Below are 26,223 nucleotides of genomic sequence, written 5' to 3' on the forward strand. Positions count from 1 at the left end.
TTTGTTTGTTATTTAGCCTAAGCCCAACATTTTCATTACGACCGGAATCCCTTTTTCTGCACGTGATTCATCGAATTGCACATCCAAAGCAGCAGCAGCCGAAGGCCCTGCACCAACACCATTCTTTGCCTTCTCACCCAGCTTTCTCCTCTCGGGTTTACTAAACCCTGAAAACGTCCTTCGCAATAAAGGCAGCAATTGTGTAAAAGTATCCTGCTCCAGTTGGTTCATCCAGTTATTCACAACAGTCCACAGATCATTATCTACTAATAATAAGGTACCACTTCCTTTCAGGAAACCTTCCAGCCATGCTGCAGCAACAGCAGGCGGGTTGGCAGTAGACATCGCATAGCTAAATGCCTTCACCAGTTCTGCACCAGTGATCTGCCTGTGATCAGATAATAAGCGGGTAGCATATCCACTGATAACAGGAGCCGTGTTATTATTATGCGCGATATAAGATAAGGTCTGTGTCCATTGTGTAGTCAGCTCATCCTGTTGCAATAAGAGGATGGCATCGTTCATGTTATAGAACAACTCCAGCAACTGCGTAGCGGCATCTTCAGCCAGACTTGTACAGGCAGCAGGTAAACTGATACAGATGCGGGTGATCATTCCATTGATGATTCCTTCTACAAGTGCGGCATCTGTTTTACGTACGTTCCCATATCTGCTGATCTGTACAAGATTGGGTAATACCGTCATCAATTGCATTACATCGCCGGTAGCAGCAGCCAGGTTATTAATTTGCCGGATCAGTAAATCAACCGCGGCATCCAGTTCTGCAGGAATAGCGCTTTCCAGCAGCTCGCATACTTCTTTTAAATTCGTAGCTGCCTCTGCACGATATTTTACATAGCTATTCGTTGCTTCTTCAACAGTATTTCCCCAGCTACCTCTTTCAATGATATCAATAGACAAGGATGGATCCCATTGCAAGCGCCATTGTTCTTTGAAGGTACCTTTTCCGGATACATCATAGCGATCTCCCCACTTAATTCCTAACAATTCAAGACGATGTAAAAAGATACTTCGCTCCAGGTCATTTTCTTTTCTAAGATCTAAGGTGTAATCTTTGAAATCGGCCGTTTGTGGTAAGCGGAGTTTCTTTTGCAGCTTTTCGATATCAGTTTGCAATGGAGGCCGAGGTACATCGATCGGTACTTCGCCAATCTTATCGCTGACGATCAATGCTTTCTCAATCAGTTTGATCAGGATGTTTTCACCATTGCATAACACACTTAGTGTGGCTTCATTCAGTTCTTCTAATCCTGCTCTTGGCAATCTGCGAAGTGCAGCCAATGCATTTGCGAGACGAACGGCTTCCATGACATGTGCCACAGAAATATCTTTCTGTTCTTCCCTGAACAACCTGGCAACACGTGCCATCCAGCGGGTACCATCATCTGTAGGATGATGCCACAGGTGTTCGTACCAACCGGGAGAATTGATACCTGCACCATAACCACTGGTATAGCTCAAACGGTTATATGTCCATGGCACCCATGATACGGCTGTTTTTACTTTTGCTAATCCTTTCAGCAGCTCATTGTCTTCTTTTGCTTTCGGCATGTGTGTGAGTGCAGGAGCGTGCCATGCACCACAAACGACGGCAATCTCTGTATACATCTCCTTTTCTGCCTGGCGAATGGTTTTACGCATCCATGCTTCACGCAGTTGTTCTTCCCTGTCATAAGGAAGCGGAAGATCAGTACGCAGGGCGTGCATACCTTCAGTGATAGCCTCGAATACCTGCTCTTCGTCCTGGCGGTATTCAAACTCATGTTCCCACCAGTTTTCTTCTTCCTCGAAACCTGCAGCAGCAGCCAGCCACGCGATCGGATTTCTTCGTAAGGTTTCCGGATCGGGGATGACTATGCTATTATTTAAAGAAGAATCAGCAGCAGGCTGGTGACGGAGTTCAAACTGGTGCGCCATGGGCAGATCCATAAATTTAACCGGGATCTTATTTTGCCGTGCATACAGGATGGCCTGCCATTCCGGGGAGAATTCCGAGAATGGATAGAACACCGCTTTCTTTGGATCGTCGGGTTGAAATACAAGAATGGCTACCGGAGGTTTCAAATCATCATGTCCGACCCATTCCAGTATACCATCAGCATCTGGCGGGCCTTCTACCAGCACGATGTCCGGTTTTATTTTCTCCAGGGCACTGCGTACTCTCCTGGCAGAACCGGGGCCATGGTGCCGTATGCCCAGTATATGAATTGACATAGTATACTTTTACAGGTCCCGGAATGCCCGGTAAATATCTTTCCACTCATCTCTTGTTTTGATGACAGTCTCAAGGTATTCCTGCCATACGATTTTATCCTGCACAGGATCTTTGATCACAGCACCGATAATGCCGGCTGCCAGGTCGGCTGCTTTGAGGGAACCATCTCCAAAATAAGCAGCCATAGCCAGCCCATTGTTCATTACAGAAATAGCTTCTGCTGTGCTCAGGGTACCACTGGGTACTTTGATCTTGGTTTTGCCATCGGCGGTGATACCGCTGCGCAGTTCACGGAAGATGGTGACGATACGGCGAATCTCTTCCAGGGCTGGTTTTTCCACCGGGAGGTCCATTACTTTTTCATAGCTTTCTACTCTTCTCTTCACGATGTCGATTTCTTCTTCCATGTTATCCGGAACAGGAAGAATAACAGTATTAAAACGGCGTTTTAAGGCACTGGAAAGGTCGTTTACACCTTTATCCCTGTTATTGGCAGTAGCGATGATATTGAAGCCTTTTTGGGCCATTACTTCGCTGCTCAGCTCAGGAATGGGGAGTGTTTTTTCAGAGAGGATCGTGATCAGGGTATCCTGTACATCGGCACCGATACGGGTGAGTTCTTCAATACGAGCAATCTTACCATCTTTCATTGCACGCATAACGGGTGTTTCCACAATTGCAGCATGGGTAGGTCCTTCTGCCAGCAGGCGGGCATAGTTCCAGCCATAACGGATCGCTTCTTCACCGGTACCGGCAGTACCCTGTACAATCAGCGTAGAATCACCACTGATCGCAGCAGCAAGATGTTCACTCACCCAGCTCTTGGCAGTACCAGGTAAACCATATAACAGCAATGCACGATCGGTGGTGAGGGTCGCAACTGCGATCTCCATCAGGCGACGGTTACCAATGTATTTAGGTTGAATTTCAAATCCATTTTTCAGTGTACCACCAATGAGGTAAGTAACTACGGCCTGTGGGGATAATTGCCACATATAAGGACGCTTTTCAGTATCCTGCTTTTGCAGTTCTTCCAGTTCCTGTGCGAACAGTTGTTCGGCGTGTTGACGTAAAACGTTGGACATTATTATCTGCTTAAAAAGGTGATTATTTTGTATTTGAGAAAGCCTTATTGATCGCAGCTTTGCAGGTCAATAATCTTTTGATATGTTCAGTTGTATTTTTCCAGGTAGCCTGATAGGCCGGGAGTTCAGGTGTAAAACTTTCCAATTCACCGGCAATTAGCAGGGGGATATTCTGTACCTGTTTGTCAAAGAAATTACGGTTGTACTGGTATGGATTTTTAGCAATCCATTTGAACAGTTCCCGGGTGATGGGTAATCCCCATTCGTAATCTTTTTCGCTGAAACAACGGATGATGAATTGTACTTCTTTTTCAAAGAACCTGAGAGCATAGGTCTCCTGTTCGTGAGCGGGTAATATGTTGAATGCGTCCATGAAAAAGTCTTCACCTTCTTTTATTATAAGCCGAAACCAATCCAGGTCTTTGAAACGGCTGGCGGCTAAACCCAGTGCCTGTATGAATTTCTCTGTGAGTTCTGTATTATTAAAATACGAGAGTACACCTTTCTTATCTGTTTGCAGGTATTCTTCCCACCAGGCAGGGGGGACATAAGTGGTGAGCTGATAGAGAATGAAAATATCATCATTCGCACTTTTTGAGCTGCTTAATAACTGGATACCTGAATCTGCGATCCGTTTATCAGAGGGCAATTGCAGACTGATCTCCAGCGATTTTTTATTAAGCAATCCTTTTTTGGCAGGCTTAATGCTTTGTTGTAATAATTGCCAGTAAACCTGCACAATAGAGGATGTGGATAACTGTTTGAGGAGTGACCATGTTTCATCTTTTACTTTGGAACTCTTGTCAGTGAGCAATGTTTCCAGCCAGGGAATATCTTCTTCGCCTGCATTGATCTGCAATACTTTCAGGAGTTCTGCACGGGTAGCGGCGTTTTCCTGTGACCATGTTTTTTGCAACCATTCCCTTGCCTGTGAAGGATTTTCCTGGCGTAATGCAGTCAGCACTTGCTTTCGCTCATCCAGCGAACCTGTTTGCCAGCGTTCTTCAGTACTATCAGATTTTTTAAAAGCCCATGCAGGATTGAGCTGGCCGAGCCATTCACCTCTTTTTCCGCAAACGGCAACAGCGAGCTCTCTCCATTGTTTTTCCCTGATAGACATATCCATCAGTGTAGGAATGAATTCAGGAGGAGCGATTTGTTGAGCCGCAGCACAGGCTTCCATCCAATAGAGGATGAGGGCATGTAAGTCCATGTCGATAGCGGTGTGCAATGCCTGCCATGCAGCAGGACTACAATAAGGGAGTACTTCGTCAGGAGCAGCTTCCAGTGTGACACTGCTATCCTGTAGTGCTGTGACGCCACTCTGGCGATAGTTGAGTGCAATAGCGGCAAGGTGCAGAAATTGGGTTTCCACATCCAGTGATTTGTCTCCCAATACGGTATCAGCTACAGCGGATAATGCAGGGGGGAGATCGTCTTTGCGCAGTTGCTTTTTGCCTGTACCTAACAGGACGGTGTTAACAATATTATTCCACATAAGTTTTGTCCCTCGATTACAATAGTTTATAAGAGCCGTTATGCCATGCGCCCAAAGGTTCATATTGTTGTTCCTTGCCCAGCAATGCCATGTTCAGTGGTTTACCACCACTCAGGGCAAGGAGTTTCCAGATGTTTGAATAGCCGGTTTTCAGCGGCATTAATCTTTCTTCCTGGTCTTTGAGCCACCATTGCAGATTGTGTTGTACTGGTGTCAATTGCTGTACAATATAAGGTCTTTCACTGCGCACAGGCATTTGTTCGAACAGTGTAGTTTCAGTATCTGTCACCTGTGTCCAGCCTTCCAGACCTGGAACTTCAGGCAGGGAAACATTCGAGACAGGATATTTGATAATGGCCCTGAGAGGAGTGGGGGAGGGGAAGAAAACAAGTTCTCCCTGCAGTGCAATACCAGGTGTAATGAGTACTTCAGGTCTTGTCTGGTTCCTGACATAGAATTGCAGTACCAGTGCTGATTGCCGGCTTTGTTGTCCATAGAGCCAGTAGCGTTCAGTAACCAGGTTTTCTTCCTCATTGGTTTGTTTACTGAGCACCAGCCAGCTATCTTTAATACCTGTCTGTAGTTTGAGCGCTTCCTGGTTTTGTGTAAAACCGATCAGGGCACGGAGCTCCTGTTGCAGGAGTTCATCCAGGTCAGCACTTTGTGTATAGCCTTGTATTACGAGATAGATACGCAGTAATTGATCAAGAAAAGAGAATTGCCAGCCTTCGCTATAGAAATTGGTTTCGCCTAAAGTGCGGACCATGCCGGCAAGACCGGGTGCCTGTGCATCTACCATTCTTCTGGCCATATTTTCCCAGTAGGCAGCTCCTTTTTCAGGGATTTGCAGCAGGCCATTACGAACGATGTCTTTTATCCAAAGCATGAGCTCTGTGATACCATCGGCTACTTTTTGCTGCCGGGCGAGTAGTCTTTTGGCCTGCGCATTTTCGTCTACCGGTTTATCTGTTTTTTCAACTTTCTTTTCAGCGCGTTTGGATAGCCATTCACTCACCCATGCGGGAGGAGTATTGTCTGTGAAGGCGTCTTTTTGCCGGGCGTAGAGGAGCATCAATCCTATACCATGTTTGCAGGGAAATTTGCGACTTGGGCAGCTGCATTTGAATGCTACGTTTACGATGTCTACCTGGGTTTGATACGGCTTGCTACCGCTACCCTGGCATTCCCCCCACAGGGCGTCCGCATTAGCGCCTTTGCTTACCCATTTTCCCGGACTTGCTAAAGCGGATCCCGCTTTACGGGAAGCGTCGTCCGGGGCTAAACCTATTACATGTTCTTCTGTCAGGAGCAATGGAGTAGATATTATGATTATACAAAAATGAGCGAATACAGCCGGATGTAGATCATAGCGATATAAGCCAGCAGGATGACTGCATTCAGTACCAGCAGCCAGTTGTAATCAATAACGGTGTATTTCTTTTTGATCACCAGGATGATCAGTGTGAGCAGACCTGCAAAGAGCAGGGCAGGTGCTATCAGGGTCAGTTTATTTGGGATGACGAAGTGTGCTCCATCCAGCCTTTTACTCCAGGGTTGTTCACCTGTGATAAATGGGAGTGCGCCTACAAATACGATGATGACAAATAAACGGATGGCCGATTTTGCTGCAATTTTGCTGATCTTAAGCGCCCTTGATTCCTTTTCCATGATTGATTAATTAGTGGTCACTAAGTTCGGGATTTAGTGCTTAAAATCAATAGCCAATGGATAAGCGTTCCTGCTAATAAGCTCAATACACTGAGAATGGTCATCCATGTGTTTTCCTGTGCAAAGCCACCAATGAATAACCAGCAGAAAAAGTACATGTGAAACCATGCCGGCACCAGCCAGGTGATGAAGGGTAAGGAGAGTGGTCGTCGTTTCATTTTATATATCTCAATTGCTGTTAGTGTTGCAAAGAAAAGGAGGGTAAACACTAACTTATCTGCGCTCAGAATATTAAAATGATTTTTTAGAAAAAAAGAGATGGGGAACAGGGTGACATATAAGGCGACTTGTGAAATGAGGATGGCTAGTATGGGAATGACTACTTTCCAGGTGCGGGTCTTTTCGAGATAGCGGGAAAAGAGGGAGTAGAAAAACACCACGCATAACCAGCCGTAGAAATTGCCCCAGGGAACGCCGAAATATTGTGCAGAGAGGGCTACGGAGGGGTTGATAATTGTTTCCCAGTTCCAGTGCCACATATGCAGGCGATAGGCGACTACATCCATGCTCCAGTCGATACTTAAGGCCAATAATGCTTCCATGGCGGCGGCTGGCCAGATCCGCATGTTCATGCTTTCGGTAATGAGGCGGGAGGTGTACATGATGATGCCCCAGCCTGCGCCGATGCCTACAGGGATGTCGCGGATCATGAGCAGGAAATGGCCGTATTTATAGCCGGCGTTGGCTCTTACATTTACGTATTCCAGGAGAAGGCCAAAGCCGAAACCGCCCAGTAAGTAGGCGAGTTTGGAGATGCCTTGTTTCCAGGCATGGTATAAACATAAGAGAAAGAGAATGTACATGCATATCTCGGTAAGGGGATAGCAAAATGCCGGGGGATAGCCATAGGGCATATCATCAAATGGACGATTCATTGGTCTTCTTTTTATAGTTCCCTGTTCATATAAGATGTCTTTTTTGTATCTCTTAAAAACACATACACTAACAGGGAAATAAACACACAAACAGTCACATACCAATAGTACAAAGATTCATGTCCTATTTTCTTACAATAAAGAGCAATGTATTCCGCCGTACCGCCAAAGATCGCCACCGTCAATGCATAAGGCAATCCTACACCTAATGCACGTACCTGGGCCGGAAATAATTCTGCTTTCACAACGGCATTAATAGAGGTATATCCGCTTACAATGAGTAATGCTGTTAATAATAAAAGAAAGGCTGCCGTTTCTGTACTGGCATGACTTACCGCCGTGAGGATGGGTACTGTAAATAAGGTGCCTGCCACCCCAAAAGTGATCAGCAAAGGTTTACGTCCTATTTTGTCACTCAGCAGTCCGCAGAGGGGTTGTATACAAGCATAGATCAGCATGAGCCAGAAGGTAAGCACGGTCGATCTTTCTTTGGTAAGATGTACTGTATTCACCAGGAACTTCTGCATATAAGTAGTGTAGGTATAAAAAGCCAGCGTACCTCCCATCGTCAATCCCACCACAATCATAATCGCTTTGGGATGTTCATTGAACAAGACTTTGAGTGAACCACGTTTTTCATCTCCTTTTTTCACAGCGATTGTTTCCTCCATATGACGGCGGATGATCAGTGCAAACAGGGAAAGCATTGCACCTATTACAAAAGGAATGCGCCATCCCCAGGCATGTAACTGATCGGGGGTAAGAAATACTTTCTGCAATACTAACTGTACACCCAGTGCAATGAGTTGGCCACCGATCAGGGTCACATATTGAAAGCTGGAGTAAAAGCCTCTTTTATCAGGTGTGGAGATCTCGCTGAGATAGGTAGCAGAAGTACCATATTCACCGCCTACACTTAAACCCTGAAGTAGGCGTGCCAGCAATAATAACACAGGGGAAAATAAACCGGCAGTCTGGTAAGTAGGCGCTATTGCAATCATGAGGCTACCCAGCGACATCAGCAGCACAGATAATGTCATAGCTGTTCTGCGACCCGTACGATCAGCAATCGTTCCAAAGAGCCATCCGCCTACCGGGCGCATGAGAAAGCCTACGGCAAAGATGGCCGCAGTATCCAGTAGCAGTGCAGTAGGATTCCCTTTGGGAAAAAAGGAGGGGGCAAAGTAAATTGCAAATGCAGCATAGGCATACCAGTCATACCATTCGACGAGATTGCCGACAGAACCGGTGAGGATAGCCCTGATACGAAGAAGTGTGGTCATTGATCCCTTGTGCGAGTCGATATTCATAGTGTGGTGTAAGGTAGATCGTAAAAATAAGGCTTATATTGCTGTACACTAGCATTAAATTTCTAAAGAGTCATACACATGGATGCAATCACAAAAGCGAAGAAAGCTGCTGGCGATAAAGCCGCTGCTTTGGTACAACCAGGTATGCTGGTAGGATTGGGTACAGGATCTACTGCTTACTGGGCGATCGAAAGGATTGGTCAGATGGTAAAGGAGGGCTTGAATATCCGGGCAGTGGCTACCTCCATCGCTTCGGAAAAGCAGGCAATGGCACTGGGTATCCCCATTACATCATTCAGCGAGATCCAGCAGCTGGACCTGGACATTGATGGAGCAGATGAGATCAGTGAAGAAGGGCAACTGATCAAAGGCGGCGGTGGTTCCCTGCTCAGAGAAAAGATTGTGGCATTGGCCAGCAGGCACCGTGTGATAGTAGGTGATGAAAGAAAATATGTAAGGACATTAGGGAAGTTCCCATTACCGGTAGAAGTCGTACCTTTTGGCTGGGAGCTGGTATTCAAAACACTGCAGGCCCTGCAGGGACATCCAACTCTCAGAACGAGAGATGACAAGCCTTATATTACTGACAATAGCAACTATATAATAGATTGTTCATTTGGCGTAATCCGCGAACCGGAGCTGCTGCATCAACAATTAAAAACGCTTACCGGCGTTGTAGAGACAGGCCTGTTCCTGAACCTAAAACCCACTGTGATCATCGCCTATGAAAATGGAGATGTAAAAACCATCTGAGGTGAATGAGCACCAGACCTATCGAAAAACCTGCATCTTTATGTTATACACAACTATTGTCGCTTTCTGGCTGGCTTCAGAGATCTTTCTGAACCGCATTTTTCGTTCCGGACCACAGGAAAAACAGAAAGCAGACAGGAAATCGTTGCTCTGGATCTGGGTGACGATTATGGCTACGCTGCCACTTGGATCGTTTGTAGCGGAACATACAGCAGCCCCGTTCACCAGCTATGCCTATTTTTCTAAGTTTGGAATAGCGATGATCATAATGGGAATGTTGTTCCGGTTTTATTCGATCTATACCCTGGGCCACTACTTTACGGTAGATGTAAGCATCCGGGATGATCACAGGATCGTGCAGCATGGTGTGTATAAATATTTGCGGCATCCTTCATATCTGGGCTCATTAGTATCATTTGTAGGCAATGGCATTGCAATGAATAATTACATTGCGTTTCTGATTACAGTATTACCAGTCACTGCTGCGTTTTTGTATAGAATGTATATAGAAGAAAAGGTATTGATCAATAACTTCGGAGAAGAGTATCTACAGTATAAGAAACACACATGGCGACTGATACCCTATGTGTTTTAAAAAATAACAGACAATGAGCTTTACAACTTTCATCCAGCCAAAAGAGGCTATGGAAAATTTGCACAATCCTGATTTCCTGTTTGTTGATTGCAGCTTTTCGCTGGCTGATAAAAAATGGGGGGTAGAAGAATATAAGAAAGCGCACATTCCGGGTGCGGTATATGCAGACCTGCATTATGACCTGTCCGGAGAAATCATAGCTGGGAAAACCAGCCGGCATCCATTGCCAAAGAAAGATGCATTGGTAAAGACACTCTCTAAACTGGGCATTGATGAAAATATCCAGGTAGTGGTGTACGATGCGACAGCCGGTTTTATGGCGGCGGCCAGGATGTGGTGGTTATTGCGCTGGGCCGGTCATGAAAAGGTAGCTGTACTGAATGGCGGTAAAGCGGTATGGGCAGCACGGGAGTATCCTTTAACTGCTGATATAATGCCATTGCAACCAAAGCAGTTTGTACCACATTTTAATGATAGCATGCTGGCTTCTGCCAAAGAAGTGATGGCATCTATCGAAGCGGGGAATACCTGCCTGATCGATAGCAGAACTGCAGACAGGTATGCGGGTCAGAATGAAACGATTGATCCGGTAGCAGGGCATATTCCAACGGCGATTTCTAAACCGTTTAATGCACAGATAGGGGCGGAAGGAGTAGCAGCTCCTTCAGTATATAAGGAGCATTTCAAAGAGGAATTTGCAAAGGGGAATGTGGTATTCTATTGTGGATCCGGTGTAACTGCGGCGTACAATGTGTTGCTATCTGTATATGCGGGTTATCCTGTTCCTAAATTATATGCGGGATCATGGAGTGAATGGATTACAGATCCAAATCGTCCTGTAGCATAATCAAAAGAAACCTGATCCGGGTATTAAATCAAGGCCTGCCGCCGGCTTTTAAAAGCCACATGAACTACTACCAAAAAAACTGAAAATATGGTTATAATTGCGAAGATCTTTGTTGCACTGGTTGCACTGGAACACCTGTACATCTTATGGATGGAAATGTTTGCCTGGGAGACGGCGGGTAAACGAACATTCAAACAATTGCCAGCAGAGCTATTCAGGCCAACGAAGGGCCTGGCCGCTAACCAGGGATTATACAATGGTTTCCTGTCAGCAGGCCTGATCTGGTCATTCTTTATCAGTGATCCTGCCTGGCAAAAGCATATAGCCGTGTTCTTTTTGAGTTGTGTAGTGATTGCCGGAATCTTTGGTGCGCTGACTGCTGCGAAGAAGATCTTCTTTGTGCAGGGGTTGCCGGCATTGATCGGATTGGTATTCACTTTACTGGCGTAGTGAATTTAGGTAAGCAGGTGTTTTTTGAAAGGAAAATGACAGACTACCGGGTAAAAATGTAATTTTGGCGTCACTATGAAAAATGTAAGCAAAGATTTCAATCCGACCATTAATCAGTCGTTCTACATAACTCGTAATCTGTTGATCTCGAACCTGAAAAAGCACTTCAATGTGCTTTATGGCCGTATGTTGGACTTTGGTTGTGGTAGCAAGCCTTATAAGACCCTTATTAACGTAGATGAATATATAGGTGTAGATTTCCAGGGGGAAGGGCATAGCCATGAGAATGAGCAGATAGATGTGTTTTATGATGGTCTGACATTGCCATTGGAAGATAATTCGTTTGACAGTGTACTGTCCACCGAAGTGTTTGAGCATGTGTTCAACCTGGAGGATATGATTTCTGAGCTGCACAGGGTGATGAAACCGGGTGGTACGATTCTGATCACCATGCCGTTCCTGATAGCGGAGCATGAGGCACCGAATGATTGCAGCCGTTATACATCTTTTGGTTTAAAGAGCCTGCTGGAGCGTAAAGGATTTGAAATCGTGTATTACGAAAAGCTGGGTACTTCTGTACAGACACAGGCCCAGATCAGGATGTCGTATATGGATAGTTCCATTCTGTCCAAGTTCAACTTCTTCCCGCCGCTGAGAAAGCTGGTGACCAATGTTGTGATCTCCCTGATGAATATCTGGGTGATGTTCCTGGATGCGATATTGCCAAAGCGATACGATGCTTTCCTGAATCACATTGTAGTATGTAAAAAGAAATAAACTACTGATACAAGGGCCATCTGAAAAGGTGGCCCTTTTTGATGCCATTCATTGTTTGCACCCAGAAGTACTAAAATACTGATACAAATTGTGGAATACCCGGAGAGAATGCATCTCATGTTTAGAACGGGGAAAGGAGTAGTTCTCATCTATATCTGGAATACTGTTCATTAAGTTCATGTGTTTTTAAAATTTATATAATGCGATCATTTTTATTTACCTGCCTGCTGGGTTTATTCGGTTTACCGATGTTTGCTCAGGAGGGTGGCTCGATGGCGCTGGTGGAAAAAGGCGTTGCTGCATATGACAGCGGATATTATGACAAGGCAATTCCCTTATTCGACCAGGCAATTGCAATGGATCCCGAATATTACCTGGCGTATTATGAAAAGTCACTTACATTATTCAGGTTGGAACGCATGACGGAATGCGAGTGCAATTACATCCTTATACTCAATCTTCAACGCCTCCCAAACCTTGTCCTCTCCATTTATAATGATTGTAAATGAATGTTTACGATCCTTGGAAAAGACATGCTCTATTCCAGGGCGCGCTAGGTCCACAAAGGCATCATCGGTTATTAGCTCATCCTCCCACGGACCTCTAATAGCAAGGAAAATATCCTTATCAGAAGCAATCTGACCCTGGTGTCTGATCTGCTTACCGCGTATATATTGGCTGGAGGATTCATACTGCTGTCCATCGATAGTATACTTTAATTTATGTAGTATGTAAAAATGTTCAATTTCAGGACGCGCTAGATCCACCTTCGTATCATTTTCAACCAGTTCATCCTTCCACGGTTCGGGAATATTCAAATAAATGATGCAGTCAGTAGGAAGGTTTGCCAATTGCTTGATTTCCAAACCTGTAATAAATTGCTGCTTCCATTGGTACTGTTTTCCCTCGATAAGCAACGAAAGAGTTCTGTTGCCACCGCCATGGTGGTCTTTTTGTAAAGGTTCCATTGTAATGATTCCTAACCTGTGTTTGGGCTTAACACTTTAACTATCTTTGCATCAGAACATGTCCATTCTCCTTTGCTTTTTCAGAAGAAATCTTTTCAATCATGAGTACCTTATCACTTCAAAATTTTCTCCAAAAGAATACATTACTCAATGAAGAAGAGTCAGAAAAAGTAGCCAGCGCTTTTAAGCTTATAAAGGTCGGCCGCAATGAGATGATAGAGCGGGAAGGAGATATTTGTGGACATTTCTATTTTATTCATAGAGGCTGTCTGAGATTATATGAAATTGATAAGAAAGGGAACGAGATAACCGCCTATTTTGCTTTCGAAAATAGTTTCATTACTTCCATTACAAGTCTGATTACACAAAAACCTTCGAGAGATATACTTATTTCGCACGAGCCTTCTGAACTCATGGTGATTGACAAAGTATCATTTTTTAATCTGACGGAAAGATATCCTCCGTTTAAACTGTTCTATAACAAGACGATTGAATTTGCCTTTATCCATGCGCAAATGCGGATCTACAGTTTTCTTGGGATGGATGGAATAGATAAACTGAAATGGGTATTGGAACATGAGCCTATGCTACTGACAAGGATTTCAAGCAAAGCGGTGGCTTCCTATTTAGGCATGACAAATTCCACCCTGAGTAAATTGAAAGCTAAGCTCTGAAATGTTGTCATATGACAACATTTGTTACTCATGCTCCTTCTACTTTTGTTTTATCATTTAACAACTAAAAAGTATTAAAATGAGTAATTCAATCAGAAGGGTTTTTCTATACGGAGAATTTCAAACAATTGTTCCGCAGTTTACCGAAGAGTTATGGAGTATGGTGAACAAACAGCTGAAAGAGGTGAAAGGATTAGTAGCTAAAACATGGCTTTTAGGAATTGGTACACACACCATAGGGGGATTTTACGAATTCGATTCTGAAGAAAACGCAAGGAATTTGCCACTGGACTGTACGCGCAACAAGCGAAAAATGCAAATGCCAGTCTGACGGTGAAAATCTTTGATGGAGATACCGTTGAAGAGGCCAGTCGTGAGATGGGCTCTCCCTTTTACAAATGATGGTGAAGCATCCTTTATTTGTTCCGGCGACCCCATCGGCAAGCACAGGAGCCGCATGCAATAACGTGCGGCTCTATCGATGTGCGCCAGGCATGGTTATAAGCTCTAAGGTGTAAGTCCTGAATGAGCGTTGCAGTACGTATCATTAGCCAAAGGCAAGGGTGTCGTGGGTGACCACGAATCTGAAGGAAGCCGGCGGCAAACATTCGAGCCCACGAACAGAAATGGTATACAAGGCAAGGCATGGTGGGCGATGTCGCATCACAGACAAAAGCCCTATACTGCACGGAACCATGTTGTGTAAATACCGGGGCTACATGAATGGAAAGCGTATAACCTTACCCTGGGAGATCTGCTGGCAATCCGGCAGAGGTATGAGAGAATACCGAAGCGGAAACAGAAGTCAGCATAAAGAATGGCTTCAAGGTGCCATCAGAAGTCAGCCGAGGTCATAGTAAGCCGGCAACGAGCTGCATCCCGAAACGAAGGCAAAAGCAGAAGTCTCACAAAAGGAAGAAGGACCGAATGTTAGAATGGCGAAAATGAACAAGCCGTTTATGAGCGAGGCGATCACAACGGAAGAACACTGGAAAACTACCTGTGCGAGGATAAGCCGGAAGCTGAAAGTAAAACACAGGAGGAGTTGAGCCTCATCATGCAATCAATGGGAGTGACGCCGGGATGATTTTTTTTTTTCAAAGTAATAGTATGCTGGAAGAAATATTAGATATCCGCAATGTACAAAAAGCCTTTAAGCAGGTAACTGCCAATAAAGGAGCGGGGGGTATAGATGGTATGCAGACCGATGAACTTCGTGACTACCTGAATACGAACTGGCAGACGTTGCGGACCAGTATTTTAGAAGGCAGGTACGGCCCCCAGGCAGTTAAGAAAGTAGAAATAGACAAGGAAAATGGCGGCGGTAAAAGAATGTTGGGAATACCTACTGTAATCGACAGGCTAATTACCCAGTCAATATCCCAATGGCTAAGCCCACAGTATGAAGGAGAGTTTTCCAATTATAGCTATGGGTTTAGAGAAAACCGGAACGCTCATCAGGCATTGTATCAGGCACAAACAAACCTGAACGACGGCTATGAATGGGTAGTGGAGTTGGACTTAGACAAGTTTTTCGATCGGGTGAACCATGACCGGCTAATGTCGCTTCTGGCCCAAAAGATAGCTGACAAGAGGACGCTGAAACTACTGCGCTCATACCTGAATTGCGGGATGATGGAAAATGGGGTTGTGATAGAACGTAAGGAAGGCACTCCTCAAGGCAGCCCTCTCTCCCCCCTGCTGAGCAACATTGTTTTAAACGAACTGGACAAAGAGTTAGAGGCAAGAAGCCACCGGTTTGTACGGTATTGCGATGACTGTAGCATCTACGTGAAAAGTGAAAAGTCAGCGACGCGCGTGCTGTCAACAATCACCGAGTTCATAGAAAAGAAGCTAAAGCTAAAAGTAAACCGTACAAAAAGTAAAGTGAGCCGTCCGATAGAGAGTACGCTTCTGGGTTTCTCTTTTTATCGAAGAGAGAAAGGGTGGGCAGTGCGCATTGCATCTAAATCGCTGAGAAAGATTAAAGAGAAGATGAAGGATCAAACGCAGCGTAAAGCCCCCGGCAAAGTGAAAGACAAGATAAAGAAGATGGAGGCCATAATAGTAGGTTGGGTGAATTACTTTCGGATAGCCACGGCCAAAAGCAGAATGGAAGAACTGGACAGGTTGGTAAGAACACGTCTAAGAATGGGAATATGGAAACAATGGAAAAGGCCATCAACACGGTGGAAAAACCTGAAAATGTTGGGAATTAATGTGGGTAAAGCTTATGAGTGGAGCAACAGTCGTAAAGGCTACTGCCGCATTGCAAACAGTGCAATACTGCACCGAGCCTTGAACAACGACTACTTTACTAAACAAGGGTATGTAGGGTTCGCCAATCACTATTACTGGAAAACAACTCACCAAACTAAGTTATTCTGACAAACCGCCGTATACCGGTCGGTACGTACGGTGGTGTGAGAGGACAGAAAGCCGGCATGACCGGCTTTCTTCCTACTCGATTTTGTTCAAGCAGGTTCAGTTGAACTCCCTCTCTACAACCAATCCATTCAATCAGTCAAGTAGGAGTAAACGGAGAATAGAGGGAATAAAAAAAGCCTGTAAGCGCTTAGCTTACAGGCTTCGTGGTGAGGGCCGGAATCGAACCGGCGACACAAGGATTTTCAGTCCTTTGCTCTACCAACTGAGCTACCACACCATCTCTTTTCTCACATCCTTCTCTCGAAGGGAGTGCAAAGATAACAAAATCTGAATTTAAAATCCAAATATTATTCTAAGAAATTGTTACAGTTATACGAATTTCTTCCAGAATGCCTGTCCACAGCGCATTTCGCTGTTCCAATGCTTCGCGGCATGCGCTGGCGGCTTCTTCCCATTTACGGGTATCAGTACCACAAAGTTCCTGTACCATCTCCATACCAAGGTGACTATGGTGATCACCATCCACTTCAATATGACGCTCCAGGTAATATTTGAACAGGCTGATCTGTCCGGGGAATTGCTTGTCCAGATCATTAACCAGCGCTACGAACATATCAGGAATGAGGTCTTCACGGCCAAAGGTGAAAACAGCAGCCTGCACGTGAATAGGTGCATTTTCGATCAGGTCAAAGGTATGTTGTACAAATGATCTGGCGGCAGGAGGGAAGGTGGCAAATATATCGGTAAGGGCTACACCTTTTTGCAGAGACAGCAGGGCATTCTCCATTACTGAAGTATCTGCACCTACCTGTTTCATCGCCTCCAGGTATAGTTCGAAATGACTGACGCGTTTGCCATCAGGATCAATATCACTTTCTTCGCCTGTTACAATCTCATTGATCAGGTAGCGGGTAGCAGCATTGCCTGCAGGTACCCATGGCAGGGTGGTGCAGGTAAGATGGCGTTGCAAAGATTTTAAGAGTGACATGAAATCCCATACAGCGAAGATATGATACTGCATAAAAGACCTGATGTCTTCCATGCGTTGCATTTCATGATATAACGGATGTTGAATAATCTTCTCCCTTACAGGTGCAATAGCAGCCCTGATCAAATCATGTCCCATAGTTGGTTTTTTAGTTCCCGTAAACAACGAGGAACTTAATACGCATCAATTTCAATTGTTCAAGGGTGTAATCGCTATCGATGAGTTCTTCGCGGGCCAGGGCCAGACTGGAGGTCTCGCAACCTTTGAAGTATTCCATGATTTCGTCCTGGGCATAATCATCCAGTTCTTCATCAAGGCAATAGTCAAGATTGAGTTTGGTGCCACTCGCCACGATGGTTTCCATTTCGTCCAGCAGTTGCGGAATAGTAAGTTCCTTGTTGCGGGCAATGGTTTCCAGCGGCATTTTCTTATCGATATTCTGGATAATGAACACTTTCAGACCGCTCTTATTCACCACACTCTTCATGACAAAGTCATCCGGTTTTACGATGTCATTTTCCTCTACATATTTAGAGATGACATCTACGAACTGTTTGCCATAGCGTACAGCTTTTCCCTTGCTTACACCCTGAATCTTCTCCAGTTCCTGCACGGTGGTGGGGTACTGGGTAGCCATATCCTCGAGGGAGGTTTCCAGGAAGATAACGAATGGAGGGAGGTTCTTTTCTTTTGCTACCTTTTTACGCAGCTCTTTCAGCATTTCGAAGAGAACAGGATCGGCGGAAGCCTGGGCTTCTGCAGCTACATCATCTTCTTCATTGCCTTCTTCTTCAAATTGGTGGTTGAGTGAGACCATGATAGAGTAAGGCGTCTTGAGGAACTTTTTACCCTTATCAGAGATCTTTAGCAGGCCATATTCTTCGATGTCTTTGGCAATCAGGTCTTCCAGCATCATCTGGCGGATGAGGGAATTCCAGAAGTGCGCATCGAATTCTTTACCCTCGCCGAACACTTCCAGTTGGTTGTGACCATAGGTCGTGATCTGCGGGTTGCTTTTTCCGGTAATGATATTGACAACGTAGTCCGTGCCAAAGCGTTCTTCCAGCGACTGGATGGCTTTGAGTACGATTACTACGCGGTTCTTCACTTCAATTTTCTCTTTTGGATTACGACAGTTGTCGCAGGCCCCGTTACATTGGTGTTCTTCGTACTTCTCGCCGAAGTAGTGAAGGATCACTTTGCGGCGGCAGGCAGAGCTTTCAGCGTAGGCAACTGTTTCGTTGATGAGCTGAGCGCCCATTTCCCTTTCGCTGAGCGGCTTGTCGCGCATCAGGTGTTCCAGTTTCTGTACATCCTTATAAGAGTAGAAGCATACGCAGATACCTTCCAGTCCGTCACGACCTGCACGACCAGTCTCCTGGTAGTAGTTCTCCAGGCTCTTGGGAATGTTGTAGTGTATAACGAAGCGAACGTCCGGCTTATCGATACCCATACCGAAGGCGATGGTAGCTACGATGACCTCACATTCTTCGTGCAGGAACATATCCTGACGCTGAGCGCGGGTACCGGCATCCAGACCTGCATGGTAAGCGACTGCCCGAATATTATTAGCCACGAGCATATCCGCCAGTTCTTCGGTGGTTTTACGGTTCAGGGTATAGATAATACCACTTTTACCTTTATGCAGGTGGATAAACTTGACGATTTCGCGAATGGTCTGCTCTTTCTTCCTTTTTGGGCGGATCTCATAATAGAGGTTCGGCCTGTTAAAGGAGGACAGGTATACCTGTGGATCGCGGAGACCCAGGTTTTTGACGATGTCGCTTTGTACTTTAGGAGTAGCGGTAGCGGTGAGGGCGATGATAGGCAGATCGGCATTGATCATTTCTATCATTTCCTTGAGACGGCGGTACTCAGGACGGAAATCGTGTCCCCATTCTGAGATACAGTGAGCTTCGTCTACTGCTATGAAAGAGATTTCCAGTTCCTTAAAAAACTCCAGGTTTTCAGCCTTGGTCAATGTTTCCGGTGCTACGTATAACATTTTGGTTTTTCCGGAAAGGAGATCGGTTCTTACTTTCTTGATTTGAGCTTTAGAAAGGGTAGAATTTAGAAAATGCGCTACATTATCCTTGCTACTGTAGGAGCGTACTAGATCTACCTGGTTTTTCATTAAAGCTATGAGCGGAGAGACGATCAGAGCACATCCTGGACTCATTAATGCCGGGAGCTGGTAGCAAAGAGACTTTCCTCCACCGGTTGGCATAATGACAAAAGTATCTTTGCGGGCAAGAATGCTTTTAATGATAATTTCCTGATTCCCTTTGAAAGAATCGAATCCAAAATGTTCCCGTAATGCATCTATCAAACTTACCTTTACAACAGCCATTGCATTCAAAATTTAAAACAAATAAACTCTAAAGAAAGTAACAAATTATGGATATTGTTTATGTGTTTTTTAGGGGACACGAAGTTAACTAAAATTGCATTGACCCCCAATTAAATTTATCCGAAATGAAGTACAGTACTGCTTTGGCATGCGATTTCGCAGCAGGGCCAGCAGGTAGGGGCTGCAGCTGGTAAAGAAGCGGAGGTGTATTATTAATCATTCAGCGCAACTCATTATAAAATAGGTGCATGTATAGGATTGAATCTCCCTAATACTGGTTAACTTTGCAGTGCTCATGAAAAACAGAACGGATATTAATATAGCAGCTATAGCAAAAAGAACCCTTCAGATGGAGGCTGCAGCGATAGACAATCTTCAGAAGTTTATCAATGCTGACTTTGAGCAGTCGGTGGCCCTCATAGCGGGGTGTACCGGCAGGGTAGTGGTTACTGGTATTGGCAAGAGCGCTATCATTGGCCAGAAAATTGTGGCTACATTTAATTCTACAGGTACACCTGCCCTTTACATGCATGCAGCTGATGCGATTCATGGGGACCTGGGTATGATCCGGGATGAAGATGTTATTCTCTGTATTTCGAAAAGCGGCAATTCGCCGGAGATCAAAGTATTAGTACCGCTGGTCAAGAGCTTTGGAAATAAGCTGATTGCCATAACTGGCAATGTCGATTCTTATCTTGCCAGGGAAGCGGACCTCTTATTAAATACAACTGTTGACCAGGAGGCTTGTCCTAATAACCTGGCACCCACCACAAGTACTACTGCCCAATTGGCAATGGGCGATGCATTGGCGGTGTGTTTAATAGAATGGCATGGTTTTACGGCAGCTGACTTTGCAAAATTCCATCCGGGGGGTACACTTGGTAAAAAGTTGTATCTCAAGGTATTGGATCTCTGCCGTCAGCACGACGCGCCAAAGGTATATCTGGACAGCTCATTGAAAAACGTAATTGTGGCTATTAGTTCCGGTATGTTAGGAGTAACAGCCGTTTTAGATAGCAACGACCAACTTAGCGGGATTATCACAGATGGTGATCTGCGCCGTATGCTGGAAAAAAGTATGTCAACTGACAATGTGACTGCCAGTGATATCATGTCTCGCCACCCCAAAACAATTCAATGTGATGAATTGGCTGTAAATGCCCTGGAGTTGATGAGGCAACATGATATTACCCAGTTGTTAGTGCTGGATGACAAGAAGTATATAGGTATTATTCATTTACATGATTTAATCCGGGAAGGAATTATTTGACACGATGACTTACGTGAACAGGCATTTTTATGTGGCCATTATGGCCGGAGGTATAGGTAGTAGGTTCTGGCCTTATAGCCGTACAGACTATCCCAAGCAATTCCTCGACATTTTGAATACGGGGAAGAGCCTTCTGCAATGGACATATGAGCGATTCTCCCAGTTTATTCCACGGGAAAACATATTTGTAGTTACGCACCAGCATTATATTGGCAAGGTGCAGGAACAGCTGCCTGATGTGGTCGTTGACAACATTGTGCCTGAGCCGTTCCGCAAGAACACCGCGCCCTGCATTGCATATATTTCCCACAAGATTTACGGACAGGACCCCAAGGCAAACATCATTTGTGCGCCGGCCGATCACCTGATCATGGATGCAACCGCATTTACCAGCACCTGTCTCAATGCCCTGATGTTCGTTCAAAAACACAGTGCACTGGTGACCCTGGGTATCAAACCGACCCGACCTGACACAGGATACGGGTATATCCAGTTTGAAACCCAGCAGGTGGCGGACAATGTATACCCCGTAAAGACCTTCACTGAAAAGCCTAATTTAGAACTGGCCAGGACCTTTATACAAAGTGGAGACTTCCTCTGGAACGCCGGGATCTTCGTATGGAACGTGAAAACCATTCTCGCCGCTCTGAAGACCTACCTGCCGGAGGTAGACGAACTTTTTGAACAATACAGTTCCGCCCTAAACACCCCCGAGGAGAAAAAGGCGATTGAAACCATCTATCCACAGTGTACCAATATCTCTATTGATTATGGTATCATGGAAAAGGCTGATAACGTTTACGTAATCCCGGCCAATTTCGGATGGAGTGACCTGGGTACCTGGGCGTCTGCCTACGAAAACCTGGAAAGGGATGATTCCGGCAATGCCATTCAGGGTAAGAATGTGATGATGATCGATGCTACGAACTGTATGGTAAGGGCTCCCCACGATAAGTTGCTGGTTTTGCAGGGCCTCGATGAATTCATCGTGGTAGATACCAACGACGTTTTGCTGATCTGCCGCAAAGACCATGAACAGCAAATAAAGGAATACGTAGCAGAGGTAAAGCGCAACAAAGGAGAGAAGTACCTTTAAGATATGTCCAAATTACCCAATGTAGGAACGACGATCTTCACGGTTATGTCGGGCCTGGCTGCGCAGTATGCTGCCATTAATCTGTCACAGGGCTTTCCTGATTTTGATTGTAACGAAACCCTGAAGCACCTTGTAAACGAGGCCATGGAAGCAGGCTATAACCAGTATGCCCCCATGCCGGGTATTATGCCCCTGCGCGAGGCGATTGCCGGAAAGATCCGCTTACTTTATGGGCAAACCGTTAATGCGGATACGGAAATTACAGTCACCCCGGGAGGTACGTATGCCATTTTCACAGCTATCGCCACCGTTATTGGTCCGGGCGATGAGGTGATCATCTTTGAACCAGCCTACGATAGTTACATTCCGAATCTGCTGGTGAATGGTGGGGTACCGGTGCGCATTCCGCTTTCATTTCCTGACTATCATATAGACTGGTCACTGGTTCGGAGCAAAATAACACCCCGTACTAAAATGATCATGCTGAATACGCCCCACAATCCCACAGGGAGTATTCTCACCCAAAATGATATTGATGAACTGGAGAAACTAGTGGCGGAACATAATATCCTCATCCTTTCTGACGAAGTATATGAGCACCTTATTTACGATGGTAAGGAGCACCTGAGCATATTGCGCTACCCTGCATTGCGGAAAAACAGTTTTGTCACTTTCTCATTCGGAAAGGTATTTCATAATACAGGATGGAAAATGGGCTATTGTATAGCACCGCCTCACCTGATGGCGGAGTATAGAAAAGTACACCAGTACCTCTGCTTCTCTGTAAATACGCCTATGCAGCATGGCCTGGCTAAGTTCCTGCAAACGCCGGATCACTATCTGAGCCTGCCGGCATTCTTCCAGGGAAAGAGAGATTATTTCCTGTCTCTCATGAAAGAAACCCGCTTTACGCCCTTACATTCATCCGGTAGTTATTTTCAGCTGATGAAATATGACCGTATTTCCGAGGAGGGAGATAAGGAATTTGCGATCCGGATCACGAAAGAATTCGGGGTAGCGAGTATCCCGGTATCGGCATTTTATGAGGATGGTAAGGACGACCATGTGGTAAGGTTCTGTTTTGCCAAAAAGAACGAAACACTTGAAAAGGCCGTGGAGCGCCTTAGAAAGATCTAAAATAAAAAGCCGCCCTGTAATCAGAGCGGCTTTTCCTTTGTATATGACCACAAGCCATTGCTTGTATTACACAGTTACAGCTTCCAGTTGCTCTTTCTCTACTTCCTCACCAATAATCAGTGTATCTTCCAGGAAAGTCACTACGCCGGTTTCGACATCGTACATGGCTCCGATAATACCTACTTCTCCATTGAGAATCATTTCGCGTAAAATGTGGCTTTGCTCCATAATTGCCTGTACAGAACGCTGAGTATGGATATGCGTAACCGCATCCACAAAAGCGGGGTTATGAGAGGTCCTGTTTTCTTTAATAGTCTTTTCTGCATAAACGGCAGGGGTAATTCTACCCAGCAACGCAGTCAGGTTTCCCATTTCTACCTTGTCGCATGCACCTTTGATCGCGCCGCATTTGCTATGACCCAGCACTACGATGAACTTGGAGCCGGCTACCTTACAAGCATATTCCAGGCTACCCAGTACGTTTTCTGAGATTACAGCACCAGCCAGGCGGATACTGAAAATGTCTCCCAGACCCTGATCAAAGATCAGTTCTGCAGATGTGCGGGAGTCCATACAGCTCACGATAGCAGCCATCGGCCATTGACCATCGCGGGTTTCGTTAATCTGATCCAGGTGATCGCGGTGCAGGCGGAGGTTTTCCACGAAGCGTGCGTTACCATTCTTCAATAATTCCAGGGTAGTAGCTGGAGTCAGTTTGTCTTGCAGAGATTTATTTAATGTTTTCATTCTTTTCACGTTTTTTAATTGGTTTTTAAATGGCAGGTTAACAATCGTTTAATTCAGTTGTAATTCTTTCAATAATTGCTCATGATTACCGGTGGATATAGTATGTACGTGTCCGGAGCTAATATTGGCTTGGTAATCAGCAGGAATATTTTCAGAATTCTGGATTTTATACTCATTCTTAAACCCCGTTAGCACCACATTAATGTTCTTCTGAGCTGCTTTTACATCTTTGAATTCCCTGATAGATTCCAGTACATCGAAATCTATATAGGTGGTATTACTTGCATCGATTACTACGGTGGTATTCTCCGGCATGTGATCCAGGGTGAGCAGGATGCTGGCTTTGTTCAGGAAAGACACTTCCTGTGCCAGTTCCAGCTTGATGCTGTCACCGTTATGGTATTTCTCTTTGCGGAAATAGTAGGAGCTACGCATATTACCTCTCAGAATGGCAATCACACTAACCGCCATACCTAATGAGATGCCAATGAGCAGATCGGTAAATACGATAGCAACAACCGTCACCACGAAAGGCACCCACTGGTACTTACCATTTTTGAACATCTCTTTGAAGATGGAGATCTTGCAGAGCTTATAGCCGGTCACCAGTAGTACGGCGGCCAGGGTAGCCAGCGGAATCTTGTTCAGGATGGTAGGAATCAGGGCTGCACAAACCAGGAGTAGTACACCGTGGGTAATGGTAGCGAGTTTAGTACGGCCACCTGCATTGATATTGGCAGAGGAACGTACGATTACGGAGGTGATGGGCAGGCCACCGATCATTCCGCTTATAATATTACCGATACCCTGTGCCTGCAGTTCACGGTTAGGAGGGGTATGTCTTTTCAGCGGATCCAGTTTATCAGTCGCTTCTACGTTCAGCAGGGTTTCTACTGAGGCTACGATAGCGATAGTGGCACCTACGATCCATACTTCCTTGTTGGTAATGGCGCTGAAATCAGGAGTGGTAAATTGTCCGATGAAGTCTCCGAAGCTTTCAGGCACCGGCAGGCTCACCAGGTGAGAAGGTGCAATGGCCAGTTTACTGCCAATAGCAATAAAGATAGCATTCAGCACTACAGCGTAATTACGGCTACCAGCGGTGCAGGGATCACCCCTACTTTAGGAATCTTGTTCCAGTAGAGGATGATCAGCACCGAAATAACACAAACTATAGTCGCACCCAGGTGGATGTGGTTGATAGTGGACAGCAAAGCAGAGATGCTATTATGTCCGTCTACCTGGATAAAGGTAAAATCTCCTTCAGAATCAGCATCATAGCCAAAGGCATGCGGAAGTTGCTTCATTATAATAATAATACCGATGGCGGTGAGCATCCCTTTAATCACATTAGAAGGGAAGTAGTTGGCTACGGTACCTGCCTTGAGAAGACCAAACCCCAACTGGAATACGCCACCGATAACAACTGCCATGAGAAATACGTCGAATACGCCAAACTTGGTGATGGCAGAGAGTACAACAGCTGTAAGGCCGGCAGCAGGGCCGCTCACGCTCAGTTGTGCACCGCTCAGGGAACCAACCACCAGGCCCCCGATAATGCCGGCAATCATACCGGAGAACAACGGAGCGCCGGATGCCAGGGCAATACCGAGACATAAAGGCACCGCAATCAGGAATACAACAAGACCGGACGAGAGGTCGCCTTTGACGTTCGAGAATATATTTTGCCTGCTCATAGTCAATAGAATTTAATTACGCTTATGCGTAGGTTGGTCATGGGAATAGAAGTACCTGTGCGCTTTATAGCGTAGGCACAACAATCCCATTAGATTTTTGTGTTTGAGTAGTAATAAATGTGTAAAAGCAGCATCAAAAGACACAGGATGCCTGATGCAATAGAAAATAATAAGGAGTGAGCTTTAGCAATTAGGAGGGGGGCAGTGTATTTCCCTGACAGGGCCTTTCAGAATGTTCTCCATTACTGAGAAATGGATCTTACTGAGAAAAAGGGAAGGTTCGTGGAAAGAGTGATCATGATGCTTCAGCCATTTTAAGTCTTTGGCTATTTTGACTACATCATCACCCGAGCATCCATCTGAAGGATGTTCCTCCACTATCTGGTTATTAAACAGTAACCTCCCCATCTCCTTTATTGGAAGGAGTTGGATGCACATCAGTGCAAGAAGGAATATACCGATAACCTTTTTCATGGTTCTACAAAAATAATAAAAGCTGGGATGTATCGTGAATATACGATTTAAAAATATGTTAAAGGATATTTTTTTTACCACTCATCATAAATTTTCTCTACCTCCAAAATATTAAGTACTTGGTTACTAGATAATTATGCTTTAACGGGTAATAAACAAAGCAAATTATTTTGTTTAAAAAGGTATTGTGTATTGCATAGTAGTATAAAACCCCTTATCTTTGTATTGTAGAAATCAAAAAACAAAACATTATGAACATAGTAAGACAATTAATAAAGCT

The 26,223-nt window shown here is 45.1% G+C and carries 26 protein-coding genes and 1 tRNA gene; 12 read left to right on the top strand and 15 right to left on the bottom strand.

Annotated elements, in window-relative coordinates:
• Positions 1-12 precede the first annotated feature (12 nt).
• The 7 genes from U0033_RS21460 to U0033_RS21490 are packed head-to-tail and all read right to left on the bottom strand — an operon-like array spanning position 13 to position 8,732.
• The gene (locus tag U0033_RS21460; protein ID WP_072358994.1) at positions 13-2,235 is read right to left on the bottom strand and encodes a DUF5682 family protein; all 2,223 of its coding nucleotides are present in this window, start codon (positions 2,233-2,235) and stop codon (positions 13-15) included.
• 9 nt (positions 2,236-2,244) lie between these two features.
• Entirely contained in the window at positions 2,245-3,321 is a 1,077-nt protein-coding gene (locus U0033_RS21465) for an ATP-binding protein (RefSeq protein ID WP_072358996.1), read from the bottom strand.
• Positions 3,322-3,343: 22 nt separating this feature from the next.
• Positions 3,344-4,819 (bottom strand): DUF5691 domain-containing protein, encoded by a 1,476-nt coding sequence (locus tag U0033_RS21470; RefSeq protein ID WP_072358998.1) that lies wholly within the window; start codon positions 4,817-4,819, stop codon positions 3,344-3,346.
• Positions 4,820-4,835: 16 nt separating this feature from the next.
• Positions 4,836-6,131 carry an SWIM zinc finger family protein gene (locus U0033_RS21475; RefSeq protein ID WP_072359001.1) on the bottom strand — a complete coding sequence of 432 codons (1,296 nt, stop codon included), beginning with the start codon at positions 6,129-6,131 and terminating at the stop codon, positions 4,836-4,838.
• A 17-nt stretch (positions 6,132-6,148) separates the two neighbouring features.
• Positions 6,149-6,487 (bottom strand): hypothetical protein, encoded by a 339-nt coding sequence (locus tag U0033_RS21480; protein WP_072359003.1) that lies wholly within the window; start codon positions 6,485-6,487, stop codon positions 6,149-6,151.
• A gap of 20 nt (positions 6,488-6,507) precedes the next feature.
• Positions 6,508-7,422: a carotenoid biosynthesis protein gene (locus U0033_RS21485; RefSeq protein ID WP_083571439.1), complete on the bottom strand. Its 915-nt coding sequence runs from the start codon at positions 7,420-7,422 to the stop codon at positions 6,508-6,510.
• Positions 7,423-7,433: 11 nt separating this feature from the next.
• Positions 7,434-8,732: an MFS transporter gene (locus U0033_RS21490; protein WP_177318574.1), complete on the bottom strand. Its 1,299-nt coding sequence runs from the start codon at positions 8,730-8,732 to the stop codon at positions 7,434-7,436.
• 78 nt (positions 8,733-8,810) lie between these two features.
• On the opposite strand from U0033_RS21490, the gene rpiA reads away from it, so the two are divergent.
• The 6 genes from rpiA to U0033_RS33480 all read left to right on the top strand — a co-directional run bounded on the left by rpiA (position 8,811) and on the right by U0033_RS33480 (position 12,663).
• Entirely contained in the window at positions 8,811-9,485 is a 675-nt protein-coding gene (gene rpiA, locus U0033_RS21495; RefSeq protein ID WP_072359007.1) for a ribose-5-phosphate isomerase RpiA, read from the top strand.
• 40 nt (positions 9,486-9,525) lie between these two features.
• The gene (locus tag U0033_RS21500) at positions 9,526-10,080 is read left to right on the top strand and encodes a methyltransferase family protein (protein WP_072359009.1); all 555 of its coding nucleotides are present in this window, start codon (positions 9,526-9,528) and stop codon (positions 10,078-10,080) included.
• A gap of 13 nt (positions 10,081-10,093) precedes the next feature.
• Positions 10,094-10,927, top strand: a complete 834-nt coding sequence (locus U0033_RS21505; protein ID WP_072359011.1) for a sulfurtransferase — start codon at positions 10,094-10,096, stop codon at positions 10,925-10,927.
• Positions 10,928-11,014: 87 nt separating this feature from the next.
• On the top strand, positions 11,015-11,377 hold the full coding sequence (locus tag U0033_RS21510; RefSeq protein WP_072359014.1) for a DUF1304 domain-containing protein: 363 nt from the start codon (positions 11,015-11,017) through the stop codon (positions 11,375-11,377).
• Between the two features lie 75 nt (positions 11,378-11,452).
• Complete coding sequence (locus U0033_RS21515) at positions 11,453-12,154, top strand: class I SAM-dependent methyltransferase (RefSeq protein ID WP_072359016.1); 702 nt, start codon at positions 11,453-11,455, stop codon at positions 12,152-12,154.
• Positions 12,155-12,426: 272 nt separating this feature from the next.
• Positions 12,427-12,663, top strand: coding sequence for a tetratricopeptide repeat protein (locus U0033_RS33480; RefSeq protein WP_394363843.1), 237 nt, complete (start codon positions 12,427-12,429; stop codon positions 12,661-12,663).
• Here the strand turns inward: U0033_RS33480 and U0033_RS21520 are convergent.
• Positions 12,556-13,122, bottom strand: a complete 567-nt coding sequence (locus U0033_RS21520; RefSeq protein WP_072359020.1) for a multiubiquitin domain-containing protein — start codon at positions 13,120-13,122, stop codon at positions 12,556-12,558. The genes U0033_RS33480 and U0033_RS21520 overlap by 108 nt on opposite strands.
• Positions 13,123-13,223: 101 nt before the next feature.
• On the opposite strand from U0033_RS21520, the gene U0033_RS21525 reads away from it, so the two are divergent.
• The 3 genes from U0033_RS21525 to ltrA all read left to right on the top strand — a co-directional run bounded on the left by U0033_RS21525 (position 13,224) and on the right by ltrA (position 16,184).
• Complete coding sequence (locus tag U0033_RS21525) at positions 13,224-13,796, top strand: Crp/Fnr family transcriptional regulator (protein WP_072359022.1); 573 nt, start codon at positions 13,224-13,226, stop codon at positions 13,794-13,796.
• 79 nt (positions 13,797-13,875) lie between these two features.
• Positions 13,876-14,127, top strand: coding sequence for a YdhR family protein (locus tag U0033_RS21530; protein ID WP_218164000.1), 252 nt, complete (start codon positions 13,876-13,878; stop codon positions 14,125-14,127).
• Between the two features lie 779 nt (positions 14,128-14,906).
• Complete coding sequence (ltrA, locus tag U0033_RS21535) at positions 14,907-16,184, top strand: group II intron reverse transcriptase/maturase (RefSeq protein ID WP_322518441.1); 1,278 nt, start codon at positions 14,907-14,909, stop codon at positions 16,182-16,184.
• Between the two features lie 204 nt (positions 16,185-16,388).
• Here ltrA and U0033_RS21540 read toward each other — a convergent pair.
• From U0033_RS21540 to recQ, 3 genes are all read right to left on the bottom strand, one after another.
• Positions 16,389-16,461 (bottom strand) — tRNA-Phe (locus U0033_RS21540).
• 75 nt (positions 16,462-16,536) lie between these two features.
• Positions 16,537-17,310, bottom strand: coding sequence for a DUF3050 domain-containing protein (locus U0033_RS21545; RefSeq protein ID WP_072366199.1), 774 nt, complete (start codon positions 17,308-17,310; stop codon positions 16,537-16,539).
• A gap of 10 nt (positions 17,311-17,320) precedes the next feature.
• Positions 17,321-19,522 (bottom strand): DNA helicase RecQ, encoded by a 2,202-nt coding sequence (recQ, locus tag U0033_RS21550; protein WP_072366201.1) that lies wholly within the window; start codon positions 19,520-19,522, stop codon positions 17,321-17,323.
• A gap of 295 nt (positions 19,523-19,817) precedes the next feature.
• On the opposite strand from recQ, the gene U0033_RS21555 reads away from it, so the two are divergent.
• The 3 genes from U0033_RS21555 to U0033_RS21565 are packed head-to-tail and all read left to right on the top strand — an operon-like array spanning position 19,818 to position 23,025.
• Positions 19,818-20,792 (top strand): KpsF/GutQ family sugar-phosphate isomerase, encoded by a 975-nt coding sequence (locus U0033_RS21555; protein ID WP_072366203.1) that lies wholly within the window; start codon positions 19,818-19,820, stop codon positions 20,790-20,792.
• Between the two features lie 4 nt (positions 20,793-20,796).
• Entirely contained in the window at positions 20,797-21,888 is a 1,092-nt protein-coding gene (locus U0033_RS21560) for a mannose-1-phosphate guanylyltransferase (protein ID WP_072366205.1), read from the top strand.
• 3 nt (positions 21,889-21,891) lie between these two features.
• Entirely contained in the window at positions 21,892-23,025 is a 1,134-nt protein-coding gene (locus U0033_RS21565; RefSeq protein WP_072366207.1) for a methionine aminotransferase, read from the top strand.
• A gap of 66 nt (positions 23,026-23,091) precedes the next feature.
• On the opposite strand, the gene U0033_RS21570 is transcribed toward U0033_RS21565, so the two are convergent.
• The 4 genes from U0033_RS21570 to U0033_RS21585 form a co-directional block, all read right to left on the bottom strand.
• Positions 23,092-23,772 (bottom strand): carbonic anhydrase family protein, encoded by a 681-nt coding sequence (locus U0033_RS21570; protein WP_072366209.1) that lies wholly within the window; start codon positions 23,770-23,772, stop codon positions 23,092-23,094.
• 48 nt (positions 23,773-23,820) lie between these two features.
• Positions 23,821-24,849, bottom strand: a complete 1,029-nt coding sequence (locus U0033_RS21575) for a SulP family inorganic anion transporter (RefSeq protein WP_218164126.1) — start codon at positions 24,847-24,849, stop codon at positions 23,821-23,823.
• Positions 24,849-25,469 carry a SulP family inorganic anion transporter gene (locus tag U0033_RS21580; RefSeq protein ID WP_218164127.1) on the bottom strand — a complete coding sequence of 207 codons (621 nt, stop codon included), beginning with the start codon at positions 25,467-25,469 and terminating at the stop codon, positions 24,849-24,851. Before U0033_RS21580 ends, U0033_RS21575 begins: the two co-directional genes overlap by 1 nt.
• Positions 25,470-25,652: 183 nt before the next feature.
• A complete protein-coding gene (locus tag U0033_RS21585) occupies positions 25,653-25,943 on the bottom strand; it encodes a hypothetical protein (RefSeq protein ID WP_072366211.1) in 291 nt (96 codons plus the stop codon).
• Between the last annotated feature and the right edge of the window lie 280 nt (positions 25,944-26,223).

The sequence above is a fragment of the Chitinophaga sancti genome (assembly GCF_034424315.1).
In the GTDB taxonomy this organism is placed as follows: domain Bacteria; phylum Bacteroidota; class Bacteroidia; order Chitinophagales; family Chitinophagaceae; genus Chitinophaga; species Chitinophaga sancti.